The sequence below is a fragment of the Bacillus sp. z14 (2026) genome (assembly GCF_058313575.1).
Window position 1 is genome coordinate 38,011 of the sequence record NZ_JBZFQK010000007.1, and the last position, 18,852, is coordinate 56,862.

Annotated in this window: 21 protein-coding genes; 8 read left to right on the forward strand and 13 right to left on the reverse strand. The window is 38.4% G+C overall.

Going from position 1 to position 18,852, the window contains the following annotated elements:
* Positions 1 to 153: 153 nt before the first annotated feature.
* From AC4G3O_RS17205 to AC4G3O_RS17230, 6 genes are all read right to left on the reverse strand, one after another.
* Positions 154 to 1,227 carry an ABC transporter substrate-binding protein gene (locus tag AC4G3O_RS17205; RefSeq protein WP_139892865.1) on the reverse strand — a complete coding sequence of 358 codons (1,074 nt, stop codon included), beginning with the start codon at positions 1,225 to 1,227 and terminating at the stop codon, positions 154 to 156.
* A complete protein-coding gene (locus AC4G3O_RS17210; RefSeq protein ID WP_066102542.1) occupies positions 1,224 to 2,024 on the reverse strand; it encodes an ABC transporter permease in 801 nt (266 codons plus the stop codon). Before AC4G3O_RS17210 ends, AC4G3O_RS17205 begins: the two co-directional genes overlap by 4 nt.
* A 10-nt stretch (positions 2,025 to 2,034) precedes the next feature.
* Complete coding sequence (locus AC4G3O_RS17215; protein ID WP_066102545.1) at positions 2,035 to 2,826, reverse strand: ABC transporter permease; 792 nt, start codon at positions 2,824 to 2,826, stop codon at positions 2,035 to 2,037.
* Complete coding sequence (locus AC4G3O_RS17220; RefSeq protein ID WP_491136498.1) at positions 2,816 to 3,922, reverse strand: ABC transporter ATP-binding protein; 1,107 nt, start codon at positions 3,920 to 3,922, stop codon at positions 2,816 to 2,818. The genes AC4G3O_RS17215 and AC4G3O_RS17220 overlap by 11 nt, the downstream gene beginning before the upstream one ends.
* A gap of 28 nt (positions 3,923 to 3,950) precedes the next feature.
* Entirely contained in the window at positions 3,951 to 4,493 is a 543-nt protein-coding gene (locus AC4G3O_RS17225) for a helix-turn-helix domain-containing protein (RefSeq protein WP_066102679.1), read from the reverse strand.
* A 211-nt stretch (positions 4,494 to 4,704) separates the two neighbouring features.
* Entirely contained in the window at positions 4,705 to 5,457 is a 753-nt protein-coding gene (locus AC4G3O_RS17230) for a MerR family transcriptional regulator (protein WP_491136499.1), read from the reverse strand.
* Positions 5,458 to 5,620: 163 nt separating this feature from the next.
* Here AC4G3O_RS17230 and AC4G3O_RS17235 point away from each other — a divergent pair, with 163 nt between their 5' ends.
* Positions 5,621 to 5,950 carry a four-helix bundle copper-binding protein gene (locus AC4G3O_RS17235; protein ID WP_066102553.1) on the forward strand — a complete coding sequence of 110 codons (330 nt, stop codon included), beginning with the start codon at positions 5,621 to 5,623 and terminating at the stop codon, positions 5,948 to 5,950.
* Between the two features lie 79 nt (positions 5,951 to 6,029).
* Here AC4G3O_RS17235 and gshAB read toward each other — a convergent pair whose 3' ends face one another.
* The 3 genes from gshAB to AC4G3O_RS17250 are packed head-to-tail and all read right to left on the reverse strand — an operon-like array spanning position 6,030 to position 10,008.
* On the reverse strand, positions 6,030 to 8,264 hold the full coding sequence (gene gshAB, locus AC4G3O_RS17240) for a bifunctional glutamate--cysteine ligase GshA/glutathione synthetase GshB (protein ID WP_491136500.1): 2,235 nt from the start codon (positions 8,262 to 8,264) through the stop codon (positions 6,030 to 6,032).
* 26 nt (positions 8,265 to 8,290) lie between these two features.
* Positions 8,291 to 9,640 (reverse strand): MATE family efflux transporter, encoded by a 1,350-nt coding sequence (locus AC4G3O_RS17245; protein WP_066102559.1) that lies wholly within the window; start codon positions 9,638 to 9,640, stop codon positions 8,291 to 8,293.
* 20 nt (positions 9,641 to 9,660) lie between these two features.
* A complete protein-coding gene (locus AC4G3O_RS17250; RefSeq protein ID WP_066102562.1) occupies positions 9,661 to 10,008 on the reverse strand; it encodes an ArsR/SmtB family transcription factor in 348 nt (115 codons plus the stop codon).
* Positions 10,009 to 10,133: 125 nt separating this feature from the next.
* Here AC4G3O_RS17250 and AC4G3O_RS17255 point away from each other — a divergent pair, with 125 nt between their 5' ends.
* From AC4G3O_RS17255 to AC4G3O_RS17280, 6 genes are all read left to right on the forward strand, one after another.
* Positions 10,134 to 10,439 (forward strand): iron-sulfur cluster assembly accessory protein, encoded by a 306-nt coding sequence (locus tag AC4G3O_RS17255; protein ID WP_491136501.1) that lies wholly within the window; start codon positions 10,134 to 10,136, stop codon positions 10,437 to 10,439.
* A gap of 119 nt (positions 10,440 to 10,558) precedes the next feature.
* A complete protein-coding gene (locus tag AC4G3O_RS17260; RefSeq protein WP_490558951.1) occupies positions 10,559 to 11,068 on the forward strand; it encodes a DUF3231 family protein in 510 nt (169 codons plus the stop codon).
* 30 nt (positions 11,069 to 11,098) lie between these two features.
* Positions 11,099 to 11,956 carry a manganese catalase family protein gene (locus tag AC4G3O_RS17265; protein ID WP_066102570.1) on the forward strand — a complete coding sequence of 286 codons (858 nt, stop codon included), beginning with the start codon at positions 11,099 to 11,101 and terminating at the stop codon, positions 11,954 to 11,956.
* Between the two features lie 151 nt (positions 11,957 to 12,107).
* Positions 12,108 to 12,644 carry a hypothetical protein gene (locus tag AC4G3O_RS17270; RefSeq protein ID WP_140462293.1) on the forward strand — a complete coding sequence of 179 codons (537 nt, stop codon included), beginning with the start codon at positions 12,108 to 12,110 and terminating at the stop codon, positions 12,642 to 12,644.
* Positions 12,645 to 12,656: 12 nt separating this feature from the next.
* The gene (locus AC4G3O_RS17275; RefSeq protein ID WP_139892861.1) at positions 12,657 to 13,559 is read left to right on the forward strand and encodes an ABC transporter permease subunit; all 903 of its coding nucleotides are present in this window, start codon (positions 12,657 to 12,659) and stop codon (positions 13,557 to 13,559) included.
* Positions 13,556 to 14,539 carry an ABC transporter permease gene (locus AC4G3O_RS17280; protein WP_491136502.1) on the forward strand — a complete coding sequence of 328 codons (984 nt, stop codon included), beginning with the start codon at positions 13,556 to 13,558 and terminating at the stop codon, positions 14,537 to 14,539. Before AC4G3O_RS17275 ends, AC4G3O_RS17280 begins: the two co-directional genes overlap by 4 nt.
* 56 nt (positions 14,540 to 14,595) lie before the next feature.
* On the opposite strand, the gene AC4G3O_RS17285 is transcribed toward AC4G3O_RS17280, so the two are convergent.
* Positions 14,596 to 15,501 (reverse strand): AEC family transporter, encoded by a 906-nt coding sequence (locus AC4G3O_RS17285; RefSeq protein ID WP_491136503.1) that lies wholly within the window; start codon positions 15,499 to 15,501, stop codon positions 14,596 to 14,598.
* Positions 15,502 to 15,761: 260 nt separating this feature from the next.
* On the reverse strand, positions 15,762 to 16,298 hold the full coding sequence (locus tag AC4G3O_RS17290; RefSeq protein WP_066102583.1) for a GNAT family N-acetyltransferase: 537 nt from the start codon (positions 16,296 to 16,298) through the stop codon (positions 15,762 to 15,764).
* Between the two features lie 137 nt (positions 16,299 to 16,435).
* On the opposite strand from AC4G3O_RS17290, the gene AC4G3O_RS17295 reads away from it, so the two are divergent.
* Positions 16,436 to 17,116, forward strand: coding sequence for an N-acetylmannosamine-6-phosphate 2-epimerase (locus AC4G3O_RS17295; RefSeq protein ID WP_066102587.1), 681 nt, complete (start codon positions 16,436 to 16,438; stop codon positions 17,114 to 17,116).
* Positions 17,117 to 17,141: 25 nt separating this feature from the next.
* On the opposite strand, the gene manA is transcribed toward AC4G3O_RS17295, so the two are convergent.
* Together manA and AC4G3O_RS17305 are read right to left on the reverse strand one after the other, a co-directional pair.
* On the reverse strand, positions 17,142 to 18,089 hold the full coding sequence (gene manA / locus AC4G3O_RS17300) for a mannose-6-phosphate isomerase, class I (protein WP_491136504.1): 948 nt from the start codon (positions 18,087 to 18,089) through the stop codon (positions 17,142 to 17,144).
* A gap of 175 nt (positions 18,090 to 18,264) precedes the next feature.
* On the reverse strand, positions 18,265 to 18,831 hold the full coding sequence (locus AC4G3O_RS17305; RefSeq protein ID WP_066102594.1) for a superoxide dismutase family protein: 567 nt from the start codon (positions 18,829 to 18,831) through the stop codon (positions 18,265 to 18,267).
* Positions 18,832 to 18,852 lie beyond the last annotated feature (21 nt).

The following is an 18,852-nucleotide window of genomic DNA, read 5'->3' on the forward strand; positions in this document are numbered from 1 at the left end:
TGGCTGGCAAAATTCCTTTTGGATTGTGAAAAATATAACATAATTTTACGTCCCTCTTTTACATTCTGGTTTGCTGGCTACTTCAAGAAAATCATTTCTTTAGATAAACAGAAAAACCGACCCCACCCCCAGGTGAAATCGGTTTTCAAAGTGTCATTTTTTATGCATTTTAAATTCAAGGAAAAGTTCATTATAATGCGCGAGCATCTTTTTGCCGAGATTATCGTAGACCTCAAGTCGGTCTGTTAGCTCAGCAGGTGGATAGAAGCGTTCATCCCCTGAAACTTCTTCTCCTAAAATTTCTAACGCTGCATTATTTGGTGTGGAATAGCCTACATAGTCTGCGTTTTGAGCAGCATTTTCAGGATCCAGCATGAAGTTAATGAATTGGTGTGCTCCGTCCACATTTTTGGATGTTTTCGGAATAACCATATTATCAAACCAGAGATTAGAGCCTTCTTCCGGCACTACATAATCAATGTTTTCATTATCCCACATAATATCAGCTGCATCACCGGACCAAACCAGCCCGACTGCTGCCTCCTCCTGAGCGAGAAGCATTTTGATCTCATCACCCACGATTGCTTTAATGTTCGGAGTTAATGTATCTAATTTATCCTTAGCTTCCTGCAAATGCTCTTCATTCGTGTCATTTAATGAATAATGAAGGCTATTCAATCCCATTCCAATGACTTCACGAGCACCATCAACAAGCAAGATTTTATTTTCTAATTCTTCGTCCCATAAATCATTCCAGCTTTTGAATTCTTTATTCGGAAGGAGCTTTGTATTATAAGCAATTCCGACTGTTCCCCAAAAATATGGAATGGAATACTTATTTCCCTTATCAAAGGAAAGGTCTAGGAAGCGAGAATCAATGTGCTTTAAATTTGGTATTTTATCGTGATCTATTTCAATCAACAGGTTTTCTTCCTTCATTTTGCTGATTGCATATTCTGAAGGAACAGCTACATCATAGGACGTACCGCCCTGTTCGATTTTCGTCATCATCGCTTCGTTTGAATCGAAGGTTTGGTATATGACTTTAATGCCTGTTTCCTCTTCAAATTTTTCAATTAAATCCGTATCGATATAATCTCCCCAGTTGTAAACCGTTAAGGTATTATCTCCGGCATATCCTTCATGTGCATTTAATCGATTGATCAAATATAAAAGGCCGAATGATACAACCAAAATCAGAATCAGGGTACGGGTTAGCTTGCTCATTCCTTAACCCCCATTCGCGGCTTGGTGCTTCTTTGTGTAATAAAGTAATATCCAATAACCAATAAAATTGTAAATAAGAATAGCAAGGTTGATAATGCATTAATCGTTAACGATATACCTTGACGAGCCATGGAGTAGATTTCTACGGATAGTGTGGAGAATCCATTCCCTGTCACGAAGAAGGTTACGGCAAAATCATCCAGTGAATAGGTCAATGCCATAAAGAAACCAGCAAAAATACCGGATGTGATGTAAGGCAGAATAACCTTTGTCAGCACATTCCACTGGCTCGCCCCCAAGTCACGAGCCGCATCGATCAATGTCGGGCTCATTTCCTGAAGTTTAGGCAATACCATAATTACAACAATCGGAACACTGAAAGCAATATGGGATAAAAGAACGGACATAAAGCCAAGTTTAATCCCAATAATGGTGAACATAATTAAGAAGGAAGCACCAATAATGACATCAGGGCTTACAATCAAAACATTGTTCAAGGAAAGTAATGTATTTTTCGTCCTTCTCTTGCGTACCTCATGTATGGCCAGTGCTCCAAAAACACCAATCACTGTAGAAATTGTAGCTGAAAGCAGAGCAATAACCAGTGTATTCAACACAATAATAAGCAATCGTGTATCGGCGAATACTTCTTTATACCATTGCAGCGTAAAACCATCAAAGCCATGCATTTTTCCGCCGCTGTTAAATGAATAGAACATCAGATAGAAAATTGGTGCATAAAGGATGGCAAACACTAAGATTAGATATAGATTTGATAGCTTAAATTTCTTTTTCATTGTCCATCCCTCACTTTCTTCTGCCTGTCAGAATCATGATTAATGCCATTGCGATAATTAGGAATACCGCTATCGTAGCTCCCATTCCCCAATCTTGCGTAACGAGAAAATGCTGTTCAATTGCTGTTCCCAATGTAATCACTCGGTTACCTGCAATCAAACGAGTAATCATAAACAATGACAGGGCTGGGATAAAGACAGCCTGTGCACCTGATTTCACTCCGTCGAGTGTCAGAGGGAAAATGACACGGCGGAAAGTCATCCATTTGGATGCTCCAAGATCACTGGCTGCATCTACATAGGATTGGTTCATTTCCTCTAGCGCATTGTAAATTGGCAATAGCATAAACGGTATAAATATATAGGTAGAAACAAAGATGAAACTAAAATCAGTAAATAGAATTTGCTTTGTTCCTATTCCAAAAACCTCTAAAAAGGCGTTGGCAGCACCATATGTGCCAAAAATACCAATAAAGGCATATGCTTTTAAAAGTAGATTAATCCAGGTTGGTAAGATAATTAATAAGAGCCATAATTGCTTATGCTTTGTTTTCGTTAATAAAAATGCCGTTGGGTATGCAATTAATAAAGAAATAACTGTAACTAAGAAAGCATACCAAAACGAACTTAATGTCATTTTCAAATAGACTGGTGTAAAGAAGTTGCTGTAATTATCCAACGTGAATTGGCCGTCAATCCCAATAAAGGAGTAATAGACAACCAGGATAATCGGGAATACAACAAACAATGCAATCCAAATAGAGTATGGAATCAGATAGAGAGTTTTCGCTTTATTCTTCATGGCCGGCCTCATTATATGCTTCTAAGCGTTTATCGAATTCTTCTTCCGTTTCCCCCGGCAGCATGACATGAACGGCTTCTTCATCAAAACTCAACCCAATTTCTTCCCCAACAACCGCTTTTTTCGTAGAGTGTACTAGCCACTCATTACCTGCTTCATCAAAACAGCAAATTTCATAGTGAACACCACGGAATAATTGGGAATCAACGCGTACCTGCATTTTTCCTTGTTCGAGTGTAGTAATCTCTAAATCCTCAGGACGGATTACCACTTCTACAGACTCATTTTCTCTGAAACCGCCGTCTACGCAGTCAAAACGTTTATCTGCAAATTCTACTATATAGTCGGCAATCATTCTACCGGGAACAATATTGGATTCTCCGATAAAGTCTGCGACGAATCGGTTAACAGGCTCATCATAGATATCAGTTGGCGTACCACTTTGCTGAATTCTGCCTTTGTTCAAAACAAAAATCTCATCACTCATCGCCAATGCTTCTTCTTGGTCATGCGTAACAAAGATGAAGGTAATACCAAGGCGGCGTTGAAGCTCACGCAATTCATATTGCATTTCAGTACGAAGCTTTAAATCGAGCGCCGATAAAGGTTCATCAAGTAAGATTACTTCCGGTTCGTTTACAATCGCACGGGCAATGGCTACACGTTGACGCTGTCCACCGGACATTTCTTTAATTTCACGGTTTTCATAACCAGCCAGGTTAACAAAGCGTAATGCTTCTGTCACTTTCTTGGCAATGTCTGCATTTTTCATTTTTTTAATGCGTAAACCAAATGCAACATTTTCAAATACATTTAGATGTGGAAATAGGGCGTAATCCTGGAATACTGTATTTACCTGGCGCTCATTGGCCGGGACATTATTTATTAATTTACCGTTAAAGTAAATCTTTCCTTCAGAGGGCTGCATAAATCCGGCAATTAAGCGGAGAATCGTCGTTTTTCCGCAACCTGATGGTCCTAAGAGTGTATAGAATTTCCCTCTTTCAATTTCAAAGCTAACATCATTTAATACCGCTGGATCGTCATCATATTGCTTCGTGACGTTCTCAAAACGAATAATTGTATGATCATTCATGTTCATTACTCCTTCTTGTGGATATTAATTATAGATAAGAATCCGTCGCTACAAGCAATAATTCTGAAATCCCGTTGAAATCATTAATTATCTGATGTTCTTCGGTTGCGTTAAAATAAATTGCTTCTCCTGCCTTGGCAAAGTATGTCCTTCTGCCGAGTGTTATCATGATTCTCCCTTTTAATACATAGCCAAATGTCTCTGAAAGTGAGGGCTCAAATTTTTTGAACTCTCCCTTTTCCTGCAATGTAAGCAATATGGGTTCCATTTCTTTTTCATTTGATTCTGGAACAAGCCATTGGATTTGATAACCCCGATCTTCATCTATAAAATCTGTCGTATCATTTTTTCCGTATACTACTTTTTGTTCACGTTCTTCCTCATCAAAAAATTGCTTTGGGGTACAGCCGAGAACCTCGAGTATATCGAAGAATGTTTCGATAGATGGTGAACTGAGACCTCTTTCAAGTTGTGAAATATACCCTTTACTTAAATCTGTTCTTTCACCAAGTTCTTCTTGAGTCAGACCTTTTTTTAATCTTAAATTTTTAATTTTGCTTCCGATTTCCATTAACATGGTATGACCTCAATTTCGTTTATTATAAGTAAACTCTAACTAGAGAAAGTTTATTATTATCAAACTTAATGTTTACTACCAAACTCAGATTATTATACAACATTTTTAGGAAACATCAACAAAAATATATAGCAAAATAAGATTTTTAAATTTTATAAAAAATAGGTGCCTATCTTTTCAGGCACCTATACGTCATTCTATTTAATTAGCGGCAATAGATTTGAATAGCATCATGTAAATATCGGGCAAGCCCCGGCTTTGTACTATCGATATTATCAGTAAAACGTTTGTCAGAAATATACATCTCGCCAAGCCCTTTAAATATTTCCGGTGTGCAATTATAAAAATGTTTACAAATATGCATTCGCCATTCATGGACGATTTGTTGAACCTCACTATCCGCAGGATCCCGGTCCATTAATTCAGCTAAAGACTGATAAATTTGTTGTCTTTCTATTTCAATTGCCTTCCAATCATCTGCTTGATAGCCATTTGTTTTTTGCTGGGATTGGCGAAATGCCTCCGTGTCTGCATACTTTTCCTTAACTTCTTTTTCATACTTTTTTATATGTGCTTCAACTCTACTCATATCAAATGGCTCGAACATATCCTGCCTTGACATTTTCCTTCCTCCTTTAATTGCCTGGGCGGTCTGATCTATGGATTGAATAATTTTCTCCAGCCGCTTCTGCTTTTCCTCCAGAACCTTTTTATGTTTCATCAAGGAATCCAAGTGGTCAAATTGGGGATCATCCAGAATAGCTTTGATCTTATTTAGCGGTAAGTCCATTTCTTTAAAAAATAATATTTGCTGAAGGCGTGCTAAATTTCCCTCATTATATAAACGATATCCATTCTCCTCAATATGAGCTGGTTTTAACAGATCAATTTCATCATAATAATGTAAAGTTCTAACACTGACTCCAGCAAGCTCGGAGACTTCCTTTATCTTATACACCTCTCTCACCCCTCCCTTCCTATATCGTAAATGATGACGTAACGTTAGAGTCAAAGCATTTTAGATATTTTAATGAGATTAGCGAACGTCAAAGTTTATTCCCTTCCAGCAAGGGAATGTGAATAGATAGGGATATAACCATTTTTAATGAGGAGGTTTTTTTATGAATAAAGACATGTACCAAGTCTGTATAGATGCCTGTATTGAATGTATAGATGCTTGTAATGTATGTTTCGATGCTTGCTTAGAAGAGGATCACATGAAGATGATGGCAGATTGCATCCGCCTGGATCGAGAATGCGCGGACATTTGTGCATTGGCGGTTAAATCAATGCAATCTAACAGTCCTTTTGCAAAAGAAATCTGTAATCTTTGTGCAGTGATTTGTAAAGCTTGCGGCGAGGAATGTCAAAAGCACGATCATGACCATTGCCAAAAATGTGCCGGGGCTTGCTTCAAATGCGCTGATGCTTGTCTCAGCATGACTGCCTAAATCAATATGGCAGGAGTTTATTTTCTTATATTTAGCAAAAGGCCGCAACAGATATTACTAAACCTGTTGCGGCCGCTTTTTACTTCCCAAAAAGTAATTGAAGAATTCGCTCCCCTGCTCTTCTATTTTCTCCTTTGTAAGGATAACAATGAATATGGATCGCAGGATTAAAATTAAGTTCGATAATTCCATAATTTTGTTCACTGACATTGGCAGTCGGATCATCAATCATCATATCGACTCCACAGATTGTAGCACCAGCAGCTTTTGCAGCTTGAATGGCCAATTCCTTATAGCTCCCTGATATAGCATCAGTAAGATCTAGACTATCCCCGCCAGTGCTGATATTAGAATTCTCTCTTAAATAAACAAGCTCTCCTTCCGCCGGGATATAATCGAAATCCTTTCCCTGTCCCTTTAGGAAAAGTGCTTCACTTTCCCCTAACTGAATCTTCTCCAAGGGTGTTTTATAGCCCTTTCCCCGTAAAGGATCTTTATTTTTCGCTGTAACCAATTCAGCAATACTGGATTGTCCATCACCTTTCACATTGGCTGGGACACGATGAAGGATCCCTGTCACTTCATCTCCCATTACAAGAAACCGATATTCCTTTCCACTGAGGAATTCCTCAACCAACACAGTACTATCATGAAGAAAAGCCATCCCTAATGCTTTTTCATAGTCCTCTTTTGAAAATGAATCTTTGAAAATCGTAATTCCCAAACCAAAATTTGTTGATTTCGGCTTGATTACAATTTGCTTGGCCTTATATTTCTCATAATCCATAACTGCTTCCTCTAGTGATTGATAGGCCCCTCCATTCGGAACTCTCATCCCAGCATTTCGAAGAATCTTCTTCGTAACAAGCTTATTCTCCATAACCAAAACAGTACTGTATGAATCGAGCGATGTTTTGGTCGCCTGCTTCACATACTCTGTTTTCTTCCCATCAGATAAAGCAATAAAGTTTTCATCTCGATCAACAATCTCGATTCCTATTCCTCTTTTAATAGCATCTTTAATTAAAATTTGCGTTGAAAGCTCCATATCCTCATATCCCAATAAAGTGAATGAATGTTTTTCACTTTCGTGTAAATAATCAAAAGAATGTTTCATATGAAACAATTCGTAGGATGACTGCTTTATACCTTCCTTTATTCTTGCTGCATAAGAGAGTTCCGGATCAATTAGCATATTTTCAACTTCGACCAGTATATGGATGTATTTATCAGCTAGAGATAATTCTCGTGCCATTTCCTTCATTCCAGCTATGATGGATAAATAATTCAAATCGGTCTTTTCCTCTTCTTCAAGCAGAAGCATATACAAAATAAATAAGTGAATGAAATAGAGATTCTCTTTACTTGTACCGATTTTAAACAGAGGGTTCAAATCTAACAACCGAATCTCAATATATTGAATCCCTTTATCTAAAAGACCTTGCAGGGGATCTTCACCAGCACCTGCCTTCAAGCGGAGCGTATGATAATATTCTTTTGCGCTCAACAATTCATGTTTCTGAATCAAATTGTGAATATCCTCAACATATTCTTCAACTGATTGATAGGAAACCTGGTAGTCCTTTCGATTTTTATAACCACATACGCTGTTTCTAAATGAATGAACTTGAGGGAGATAATAACTTCCTTGATTTAATTGCTCTGCCCTTAAGACGCAGTCTTGGTTATAAGTATTATGAAACACTGGACTGGCCCCAGTCACATCAACCAATAAATCTCGATAGCGGTTAAAATTACGGCTGATTTTTAAATAAATATCATTTTTAAACTCTTTATATGTTTTATGGCTGGATTGTTCATCATACAATACGTGCAATAGTTCGTCAGAGAACGAGAAATTGTAATGGATACCGCTTATTAATTGCTTTTTTCTTCCGTATTTCTGTGCAAGTTTATATCGGTACTCGGTCTCCTGATCGTTTTCCAGCTTGGCGATTGGAATCAAGCATTCATCGGGAAGAATAGGAGGATTACTGCCTGGCCATAAGTATTCTCCTTGCTTAGATAATTCTAAACTCACAATATCATGTATATTTTCCAGAAACTCAAACGCCTCATCAATCGTCGGGAACACCGGAGTCACCATCTCTATCTGAGACTCAGAAAAGTCGGTTGTAATGTACGGGTGCTTTGCTCTGTCACCGAATGAAGACGGGTGTGGTGTTAAAGCTAATGTCCCAATTTTATGAACCCTATTATTTTCTTTTTCAAGGCCAAAATTTCCCCTAAACAATGTTTCCGATAGGTGTTTTTCTTTCATGAGCTTTAGAAGTCTATGGTCTATATTTGTCATATATGTACTCTCCTTACCAACCGTTCTTATGCGTGTATTCTTGCTGTCTTATTTTTTATTTTTCGCAATGTAAACATAAACCAAATTACCAATACAACACCCTTCAAAAGACTGCTGATTGCGATACTCATCCATACCCCATTTAATCCAAATGGAACGGAAAGAAGGATGGCCATCGGGATTCTGAGCACTGTAAAGGTGATACTAAAAATAGGCGGAATATAGGTTTTCCCCAACCCATTAAATGCTCCGACTGTTAAAAGCTCCATACACATAAATACCTGCGAGTATCCAAGGATTCTCATATAGTCTGCTCCGAGTTTTATACTATCAGGCTCACTGATAAAAATAGAAAAAAGCTGCTCTGGAAACAGGATAAATAGTAGTGACGTAAGTAAACCGAACCCTATGGTCATAGCCAATGCTATTTTATACCCTGCATGGATTCGGTCCATTTTGTTTGCACCATAGTTTTGTCCAATAAAGGCGGCAATCGCACCCTGCAGCCCCCCAATAGTCATATAGGAAATCGACTCAATTTGGATACCAACTTTTTGAACAGCAATCGCCTCTGCTCCCCATTGCACAATAATCTTTGCAATAATGATGGATATGCCGATGAATACTACTCTTTGGACTGTAATTGGAATCCCCATTTTAATTACTTCTATCATCTTACGTCCATTCCAATTTGTATGGCTCCCTAATGATATGAATCGTTTAGAATTAAACCAGAAAAGGAGCGTAACAATAATGTTTGCTGTTAATGTTGCAAGCGCAGCTCCAACAACCCCCATTCCAGGTATAAATCCGATCCCAAAAATTAAAAAAGGATCCAAGATCATGTTAACGAGAAAACCAATAGTGTAGACGCGAAATGGCGTTTTACTGTTTCCCATACTATTTAAAATCATACTGTACAGTAAATTTATAATAGAAAATATAACACCAATCATAGAGATGACTAAAAATTGCACAGCCATTCTCTCCACCTGAGAATCGCCCAGCTCAAAGAAGCCAATAAATGAATCTTTATAGATAAATACAACAAGCGTATATAAAATAGCCAGGATCAGTGACATGATAAACCCGTTTTTTATGTATTCTGCCGCTTCCTCTTTTTTGTTCGCCCCCATACAATGAGCGATTTTGACTCCGCTCCCAATCGAGACCATTGTTGCAAGAGCCAGCGCCAAATTAACGAAGAAACTTGCCGTACCTATGGCAGCAACTGGACCGCTGCCAAGCTTGCCAACCCAAATCATATCGACCATTCCATATGTGGTTTGAATAAAATTTGTTGCTATTATAGGAACGGAAAGCTTCAGAAGAGATGAGGAGATTGCATTTTCTGTTAAGTTATAAGCACCCTTCATCTTGTTTCCCCCTATCTTTTTTACTGCTTACGTAAAAAGCTGATAATTGACTCCAGCCTTTCTTCGCATAATCGATAAATTGTATATTTCCCCTCTCTTCTTCCTTTAATAACTCCGCCTTTTTCCATAATTTTAATATGATGGCTGACCGTGGAATTAGGAAGCGAAAGAGCTGTAACAATTTCACATTTACATAAATCTTCAATTAATAATAATGACAGAATCTCCAGGCGAGTAGAATCACCAAGTGCCTTAAACATTTCTGCTAGCTCCAGTAATGATTGTTCATTATGAACGGCTGGTAGCTGTTGTTTACCTTCTTCGCATATACAGCGCATTCGATGATCTGTTTTCATTACCCAAGACATTTACATTCCCCTCCTCTTCACATAACCATAAAACTAGTTTTATGGTTATATTATACTTCATTATTTTAATAATGGAAATTTTTAAGTTACACTTATAAGAGATCTAGTAGATTGGAGGAGATAGAATGAATTGTAAAATAAATCGGAATGCCGCCAAAGAATTAAAAAAATTATTGAGTACAGAGGAAGCCGACGGGAAAATGATTCGTGTTGTGATTTCCCATATGCATGGCGACCATGCTCACTATGATATTGAATTGAGTACACCAACTGAGCAGGACGAAATTGTTAAGACTGATAAGGATATTGATGTCTTGCTTGATAAGCGAGAAGAATTCCTGGATGGAGTGTGGATTAAGTACTTCCATCTACCTGAACCAGGTTTTGAAATAACAAACCCTCATAAAGGCGGACATGGACACCATCATTAAAATATTCAATGTAGAGGCAGCCGTTCAATCGGTTGCCTCTTTTACGTATAATTGGTAGTTAATTGGTTCATATTAATAGATGAGTTCTTCAAATTTAAATATAAGGAGTCGACTGATTAATGGGCATTTTAAGTGGAAATCCGCAAAAAGAACCAATGCATTATGGTGAGGTATTTGCTGTATGGTCACAATTAATGGGTGCACAGGCCATGATTCCTGGCTTTCAAGCCCTAAAAAACCATACTGGTGATGATGATTTAAAAGATTTATTAGATGACATGATTGCCAATGCTAGGTCAGATGTAAAACAACTGCAGGAATTACTAAAACATAATGGTATTGCTCTGCCGCCTGCACCACCTGAAAAACCAGAAAGCCAAATCGAGGCTATTCCTCCTGGTGCACGTTTTACAGACCAAGAGGTTTCTGGACTTGTATCGGCTGATATTGCTGCTGGACTTGTTGCCTGTGCTCAGGCAATGGCTCAATGTATTCGTGAAGATATTGGCTTAATGTTTGGACAATTCCATATGAAAAAGGCGCAATTCGGGGCCGCATTATTAAAAATAAACAAAGAAAAAGGCTGGTTAGTTCCGCCTCCTCTTCATGTTGTAACGACAACTGACTAATAAATTCATTAAGAAAGAAGAGAAGCCTGCATGTATTATTACAAAGAAGAGCTAATCAATATAATTAAACCAGATAAGCCAGATCCTGCTGCTGCTAAAGTCTTACAGGAGACCTTAGGCGGTCAATTTGGTGAAATGCGCACAATGATGCAATTTTTCTTTCAGAGTAACAATTTCAGGGGTAAAGACACTCAGTATAAGGATTTGCTTCGAGGGATCTTTTTAGAGGAAATCAGTCATGTGGAGCTTGTTCAGAACACCATTAATCAATTATTAAATGATTCTGGCCTTTCTTCACAGCCTGGTGATGGCGGCTCAGATGGAGCTCCTCTAGATGAAGCAATCAAACATGCCAATCCACACCATTATATTATGGGAGCTCAGTCATCTCTTCCAGTAGATGCAGGCGGCAATCCATGGAATGGCTCATGGGTTTATGACCATGGTAATTTAATTGCTAATCTGCTGAATAATTTGATGCTTGAATCAACTGGTGTACTTCAGAAAACAAGAATATATGAAATGAGCAATAATCAAACGTTTCGTGAGACTCTCGGGTTTTTAATTGTCCGGGATAATGCTCATCAAAATGCTTTTGCCAAAGCACTTGAAACCTTGGGTGTGGATTGGGGCAAAATCTTCCCTGTTCCAAATTATGATATAAATAAATATCCTGAATGCAAAAAGTTTGTGGATATGGGCTTCCATAATGCTCAGTTTAACTTCCGATTAGATCCAACTAGAATCGCCGAAGTTTTCCAGGGACAAACACCGAGCAGAAACGGTGGAACCTTGTCAGTCACACCTCCACCGCAAGGATTCCCTGTTCCACAGCTACCGGAAATGCCAAACGAGCACGCTCCAGGGATAAGCGATTTAAATAGATAAAAGGAATGCAGCTTCCAAATGGAAGCTGTATTTTTTTAATCAATCGATTAATTAAAAATTCCAAATATTTTGTTTACATATTGATTAATCTTTGGATAGAATGAACATTATAGTGCCAACATACCGGGATAAAAAGGGGGGGTAGATTGAGATGCTTAAGAAGTGGGTTATGGGAGTTTTCATAATTTCCCTATTCTGCAGTTTAATAGGATGCAGAGGCCAATTGAGACAGGATGTTTTAATTATGGGATCAATAAAGGAATATAGTGATAGAAGTGTTATTTTATCACTTTCAAGTACACTTCATGAAAATTCTATTCTCCATGTGACCTTAAAAGAAAACGGCAGTGACCAAATCGCATGGGAAGGTGAAACAAAAGTCAAAGAAGACGGCTACATAAAATATGAATTCAAACGCCCTAAAATTTCAGAGCAGTATAAACTTGAAGTCCTCTTTGTACCTGATAAACAACCCGCTTCTGTAAAAGAGATATATGGAGAATCTGGAGAGTATATCAGAGAAGACAGTCTGGGATACAGGTCTTATACATATGACGGAAAAAAAGTGGACGGGATTGTTATGTATGGAATTTTGACAACCTTTGATAAAGAAACAGATGGCAAAAGCCAACACAAGTCATGGGAGTTGGTCTCAGATTTTGCCAATATAGAAAGCATGTTGGAGTAGGTGAATATACATATGAAACAGTTTAAAAAAATTTCTGCCCATTTATTAGATTTTATATTAACCATTCTGGCTATAAACCTTATTATTCTTTTTTTTAGTTCTTTATGGGTATGGAATAATGCAGATCCATCCATTAGCTGGTGGAAGGCTTTCTCAAACCAGGCCAAGGATATTTATGAGGCATTTTTATTTATCGATCAAATTCAAATCATGGTAGACTATAGTTTTTCTCAAGGAATACCGAAATTTTCACTGTTCTGGGTCAGTCTCAAAGACCCGTTTATTTATTCACTTCTTATTTTAGGAGGCACTTTACTAGCAACATTTATTGCCGCTCTATTATTTGAAGTATTCCATTACTTTTCACCAAGAATCCTTCAGAATTTTTTTCGTGAAATTGCCTTCTTTATTCAGTCTATCCCAGATGTCATCATGATCTTCGCGATTCAATTATTTTCAATATGGATTTTCAAAAAAACAGGCTTGCTCATTCTGGATCCCGTTGCTTTAGGAGAGGATCATGTCTACCTTCTACCTATTATCGCTCTATCTATCTTGCCGATTTTTATGCTATTCCAAATGATTGATTTATCTGTCAGTGAAGAGCAACAAAAGATGTATGTGGAATATGCTTATGCAAAGGGCTTGTCCAAAAGAGAGATATTTTTCAAACATATCCTTCGCAACACGACAATCACTATTTTTTCAAATCTGCAATATCTACTGTGGTTCATCATCTCAAGCCTGCTCATTCTGGAGCGCTTATTAAATATGGATGGACTATTCTCCTTTATAAACGGGCTGGACATCAAGTTTATAGCTGTAGGATTGACCTTCTTATTTATCCCCTTCTATTTATTAGATATATGGGGGAAAACGATTGTAAAACGAGTGATGGGCGGTGAACACGGATGATAAAAAAATTACTTAAAAATCCTTCTTTTATGATTGGTTTTCTATTTTTATTCATCCTTATTGTAACCAGCCTTCTCTATCCCGCTTGGATTAAACCGCATCTCGAGCCTCCGCCTGAGCTTATTTATGAAGATGGAAAACTTGTTGATCAACCGGCTTATCCACCAAGCTTAACGCATCCCTTCGGTGTAGACAGACTTGGTCAGGATACATTTTGGAACGTAATTGAAGGAGCTAAATATACATTATTCATTGCTGTATTAATTGGACTTTTGCGGATGTTTTTAGGAATGGGAAGTGGAATCTTATATGGATTGTATCATCAGCGTTTCAACTGGGTAATAGAACCTTTGACTCGAGCATTTCGTTTTATTCCAACCATATTGATTGCCATGATGTTTTTTATATCTGAAAGTGGAATAGATGTGATTTTTCAGCAATGCTTAATGCTTTCATTGATTACCTTTCTTCCTTTAACCTCCGTAATAGGAGATGAACTTCGGTATTACTTAAAAAATGAATTCATCGATGCATCCCGTCTGTTGGGAGGATCTAAATGGTGGATTATAAAGGTCCATATTAGGCATCATTTAAGATCAAGGTTGATTGTCATTTTTCTTCAGCAAATCGCCCAATCATTAGTGCTGCTAGTTCAGCTAGGCGCTTTTATGTGCGTGATTGGGGGTTATGAAACAATAGACCTTAGTGCTCCAATGAGTGATCCTTATAATGTTGCCACCTCTCTTTCACATGAATGGTCCGGGATGATCGGTCTCTCCTATCATGAACTGCGTTACAATAAATGGATTGTCCTTGGCCCATCACTTGGTTTTATACTTAGCTTGTTTTCTCTGAACCTCATGCTGAGAGGAATTCAAAGCGTGCTGGCAGACCGCTCTCTTATCCACAAAACAAAGGAGCAGGCTCATCCGGTAAAAATTGAGCAAGATGGCTTCCAACTGGTAACCCCCATCAATTAATATAGATGTAAAGGCCCCCTTTTTCACATAGCTGAAAAAGGGGTTTTCTATTGTACTTATAAAATAAACAGGGAAAATAAATACATTAAGATCATGCTGATGAGGATACATAAATTTGAGACCGTACCTATCATCATTGTCGTTCGATATTTAAATTCATGGGCATACGGTATAACAGCGAGGCCAATTGGCAGGACTAAACCGAGTAGTATCGTGTATTTAAACATATCATCAACTGGAAGAACAAAATATAATGAAATACCGACCAGCAATGCAAAGCCATATCGGAATGATAAGTATTTTATAATTGGGCGTATATACTGTTTTTCAAAAGAAAATTTCAAATATATTCCGAGCAGCAATAAGGCCAGTGGCATATTCGCTTTAGATATGATTGTTGCTACTTCTAAAAGCGCCGATGGAAGCTGGATATGACCAAAATTCAAGAGACTCATAACAATGTATGTCATTAAAGGAATGGACTTACCAAATTTCATAAGGATGGCGCGCCCCTCCAGCTTCATTCCATTTTCAGAAAAATAACTTCCTACTATATAGGCCAATCCAAATACAATAAAAGAATTACCAACATCAAACATACCAAAATACAGTAATCCCTCTGTGCCCCAAAAGGCCTCAACAAGCGGAAAGGCGAACAGTCCGACATTATATCCTGAGGCAAGCATCATAAAAGTTCCTTTAATCTCACGTGTCTCATTCCTAAACACAAAATAGGCCACTATTGTAGAAAGAATCCCGTAAAGAATAACAATAAGAGTGATTCCCAATAAAGATACCGTTATAGTGGAGGTTTGCAGGGATACAATGACTAGGGATGGCAAGGTGATGTTAAAGATGATTCTCGAAATTACCTCTCCATCAGATTCCTTTAGAATTCCAGTCCTTTTTAGAAGGTAACCGAGTGCAATAATGATGACAATATATAAAAATTCCTGATTCAACGAGTTCCCTCCTTTACACTATTATTAATTCTATCACTACTATTCTTACAAAAAAGAATGCCCCTCAATTCCACCCGTTTCCACGAAACGGGAATCTTTTCCATACGGCGGTTTCACTAGATAGTATGTACATTAGCTTATCTCGTAGGTATGGATAATTTGTTCCAAGCACACTTATTGCAAGTAATATTCGAAAAAGATGTTTATCATCTTCTTGATATATTTTTTATCCATATCTAAAAAGGCAGTCAACAGGACCGCTATTTTTTACATTGAAAATGAGAAAACACTAAGTTCCACCCCTCCTGATCCTCAGCGTTTCTGATGACCGGCTTAAACCCGAGTTTAAGATAAATATGGATAGCAGTCAGACTCGTTGTCTGGGTTTTCAGATAGGCTTCATTATGGAAAGAGCTCAGAATTTCGAGTGCCTTTATTACAAGGGGTTTACCTAATTTCCTTCCCTGATATTCAGGCAGTATTTCAACCCAATGTAGCCTGCCAGTTTGTTTACCGTTAAAATCGCCAAACCAGGCAGCAGCGGTTCCCACCGGTTTTCCTTCGTCTGTCTCAAGAATGATTACCCTTTTTTTCGCCTCTATCCTATATGGCATAAATTCAGACTCAAACCGTTTCAGAGCGGATTTCATATTGGTAAACTCCTTTGTAGCCGTATTGATTTCAGCCCAATATTGTTCATCACCTTCTCTGAACAGTCGAAAATTAAAACCGCTTGGTAAGATAGCTTCTGGTATATCTCTTAATGTAGCACTCATATAAAGTGAAATATTTTTCATACAAAATCAACTCCTCTCTCAACAGATTACAACGCAGGATAATATTTAATTAATTATCCTAAACATGATTAGCTCATCTGTGTAAAATAGAATTGGATAGTAACTCGTATATTTATTACAGGAGGTCTTGATTACATATGTTACAGGCTATCAAAGGACGTTTAGTCGTTTCATGCCAAGCACTTGAAGATGAACCGCTGCACAGCCCAATGATTATGGGGAAAATGGCGCTTGCTGCCATGCAGGGGGGTGCTGGCGGAATACGCGCCAACTCACATGATGACATCGTTGCAATCAAACAGGAGGTCCCCTTACCTGTTATAGGAATTGTGAAGCGTGAATATCCTGATTCACCTGTCTATATCACTCCGACGCTCCGAGAGGTAAGCGATATTGTATCTGCCGGAGCAGATATGATCGCGATGGATGCAACTTATCGTCCCAGACCATCTAATGTGGAACTTGAATTTTTTGTCCAATCTCTTCGCCTGCACTTCCCTAATCAATTACTTATGGCTGACATCTCCACTCTGGGCGAAGCAATTGAAGCAGAACGAATTGGATTTGATTGTATATCAACCACACTAGTTGGTTATACACCTTATTCAAAGGGGAAATTCATTTATAATGATGACTTCAAATTATTGCGGGATCTTGTATCAACCGTCAAAATCCCAGTCATTGCAGAAGGAAATATTCTAACTCCTGAAATGGCTAAGCGCTGTTTAGAGGTTGGTGCCCATTCTGTTGTTGTAGGCGGTGCAATAACAAGACCTCAGCAAATCACAAAGCGATTCACAGAAAAAATGAAAGCGTAAGAGGATATTCCCCTTACGCTTCTCTTTATGGATGTGACACAATCAAGGAAAGATTCCCCTCAAGTTCAAAATTACCTGTACCCGATGGAAGAATAAAGTGAGCACCTTTTTCTAACGGATAAGTCTCCTCATTCATTCTAAGAGCCCCTTCTCCATCAATAACACTAAAAAGCATAAAGGGCTGATTCTGGTCAAATGAAGATAATCCACTAATATCCCATTTATAAACTGAGAAAAACTCCGTTTCCACAAACGTAGTCAATTCTGCCCCTGGCAATACGGTCTTGGAAATCTGCACTTCTGCATCCTGATGCGGCACCATACTCACATCAATTGATTTTTCAATATGCAACTCACGTTTTTGTCCGTTTTGTTCCGTGCGGTCGTAGTCATATACACGGTAGGTTGTATCTGAGCTCTGCTGTGTTTCAAGTACAAGCGTCCCTTCACATAAAGCATGGACCGTTCCACTTGGAACATAGAAGAAATCTCCTGGCTTTATGGAAACGCGACGCAGTAAATGATTCCACTCGCCCTTCTCAATCATGGAAGCAAACTCTTCCTTGGATTGCGCGGTATGCCCGTAAATCATTTCAGCGCCATCCTTACAATCAATGATATACCAGCATTCTGTTTTGCCAAGTTCACCATTTTCATGAATGTTTGCATATTCATCATTCGGATGAACCTGCACGGATAAATCTGCATTGGCATCTAATATTTTTGTTAACAGAGGGAACACATTCCCTTCCATCTCACCAAATAAATGGCGTTCCTCATTCCACAATTCGATTAAAGTCTTGCCTGCATAAGGGCCATTTTCGATAATGGACGGGCCGTTTTTATGACCGGATATCGCCCAGCATTCACCTGTATGTTCAGATGGAATCTCATAGCCAAATTTAGTTTTCAGCTCTGTTCCACCCCAAATTCTCTCCTGAAAGACAGGTTTTAAAAAAAGAGGTTCTGTCATTGATGTAATACCTCCAATACGGGATTAATATGTATATTATTTACTATAATTCAAGAGAGAACCCCTGTCTAATCTCTTTTTTATAAAAAATTACTGGTTAAAAAGAAAAGCTGAACCAGTACGATTCAGCCTACCTGATATTTCTCTCCTTATGACACTCTTCCTATGATTCATTTTATTTTACGACTCCGCACGCCAACCGATCACCGGCATCGCCTGTTGGCTGAGTTTTTCCGTCATCTGGATTTTCATGTATAATCAAGGCGGTTCCATCAGAATCTACTAAAGCAGCATCGGCCCCTTTAGATAGTGACACATTTTCTGCGTTTACCGTCACATTAACGGACCCATCCTCACCCACTTCCAAATTAGGAAGATCGCCGGCATGCGGACCATCCTCGTGCTCCATGCCATGCTTCGCATCAGTTGGATTAAAATGACTGCCTGCAGTCTCAAAACTAGGTGCCTCACACTTTCCTGTTTCATGAAAATGGAATCCATGCAGTCCTGGCGGCAGTCCATCTGCTTTCAGTTCTATCACTACTCCCTTCGCTACCTCACTAAGCTCTGCTGTTCCAATATTCTCTTCTTTATTATTGTATATATCTATCACTTTACTCTCTACCTTATCCGAGCCACTATTCTTTGTATCATTCGTTGTTTGCTCGGCTACGTCTTTATTGCAGGCTACCAATAAAATTAGTATGAACAGTACGAAGAACATCCCTTTTTTCTTTAACATAGATCGCTTCCTCCTTTTGTA

What these genes read in the sequence shown, in the direction of transcription:
- AC4G3O_RS17205 (WP_139892865.1), bottom strand. Translation starts at nt 1,227, where the DNA reads ATGAGCAAGCTAACCCGTACCCTGATTCTGATTTTGGTTGTATCATTC.
- AC4G3O_RS17210 (WP_066102542.1), bottom strand. Translation starts at nt 2,024, where the DNA reads ATGAAAAAGAAATTTAAGCTATCAAATCTATATCTAATCTTAGTGTTT.
- AC4G3O_RS17215 (WP_066102545.1), bottom strand. Translation starts at nt 2,826, where the DNA reads ATGAAGAATAAAGCGAAAACTCTCTATCTGATTCCATACTCTATTTGG.
- AC4G3O_RS17220 (WP_491136498.1), bottom strand. Translation starts at nt 3,922, where the DNA reads ATGAATGATCATACAATTATTCGTTTTGAGAACGTCACGAAGCAATAT.
- AC4G3O_RS17225 (WP_066102679.1), bottom strand. Translation starts at nt 4,493, where the DNA reads ATGGAAATCGGAAGCAAAATTAAAAATTTAAGATTAAAAAAAGGTCTG.
- AC4G3O_RS17235 (WP_066102553.1), top strand. Translation starts at nt 5,621, where the DNA reads ATGAATAAAGACATGTACCAAGTCTGTATAGATGCCTGTATTGAATGT.
- gshAB (WP_491136500.1), bottom strand. Translation starts at nt 8,264, where the DNA reads ATGACAAATATAGACCATAGACTTCTAAAGCTCATGAAAGAAAAACAC.
- AC4G3O_RS17245 (WP_066102559.1), bottom strand. Translation starts at nt 9,640, where the DNA reads ATGAAGGGTGCTTATAACTTAACAGAAAATGCAATCTCCTCATCTCTT.
- AC4G3O_RS17250 (WP_066102562.1), bottom strand. Translation starts at nt 10,008, where the DNA reads ATGTCTTGGGTAATGAAAACAGATCATCGAATGCGCTGTATATGCGAA.
- AC4G3O_RS17255 (WP_491136501.1), top strand. Translation starts at nt 10,134, where the DNA reads ATGAATTGTAAAATAAATCGGAATGCCGCCAAAGAATTAAAAAAATTA.
- AC4G3O_RS17260 (WP_490558951.1), top strand. Translation starts at nt 10,559, where the DNA reads ATGGGCATTTTAAGTGGAAATCCGCAAAAAGAACCAATGCATTATGGT.
- AC4G3O_RS17265 (WP_066102570.1), top strand. Translation starts at nt 11,099, where the DNA reads ATGTATTATTACAAAGAAGAGCTAATCAATATAATTAAACCAGATAAG.
- AC4G3O_RS17270 (WP_140462293.1), top strand. Translation starts at nt 12,108, where the DNA reads ATGCTTAAGAAGTGGGTTATGGGAGTTTTCATAATTTCCCTATTCTGC.
- AC4G3O_RS17275 (WP_139892861.1), top strand. Translation starts at nt 12,657, where the DNA reads ATGAAACAGTTTAAAAAAATTTCTGCCCATTTATTAGATTTTATATTA.
- AC4G3O_RS17280 (WP_491136502.1), top strand. Translation starts at nt 13,556, where the DNA reads ATGATAAAAAAATTACTTAAAAATCCTTCTTTTATGATTGGTTTTCTA.
- AC4G3O_RS17290 (WP_066102583.1), bottom strand. Translation starts at nt 16,298, where the DNA reads ATGAAAAATATTTCACTTTATATGAGTGCTACATTAAGAGATATACCA.
- AC4G3O_RS17295 (WP_066102587.1), top strand. Translation starts at nt 16,436, where the DNA reads ATGTTACAGGCTATCAAAGGACGTTTAGTCGTTTCATGCCAAGCACTT.
- manA (WP_491136504.1), bottom strand. Translation starts at nt 18,089, where the DNA reads ATGACAGAACCTCTTTTTTTAAAACCTGTCTTTCAGGAGAGAATTTGG.
- AC4G3O_RS17305 (WP_066102594.1), bottom strand. Translation starts at nt 18,831, where the DNA reads ATGTTAAAGAAAAAAGGGATGTTCTTCGTACTGTTCATACTAATTTTA.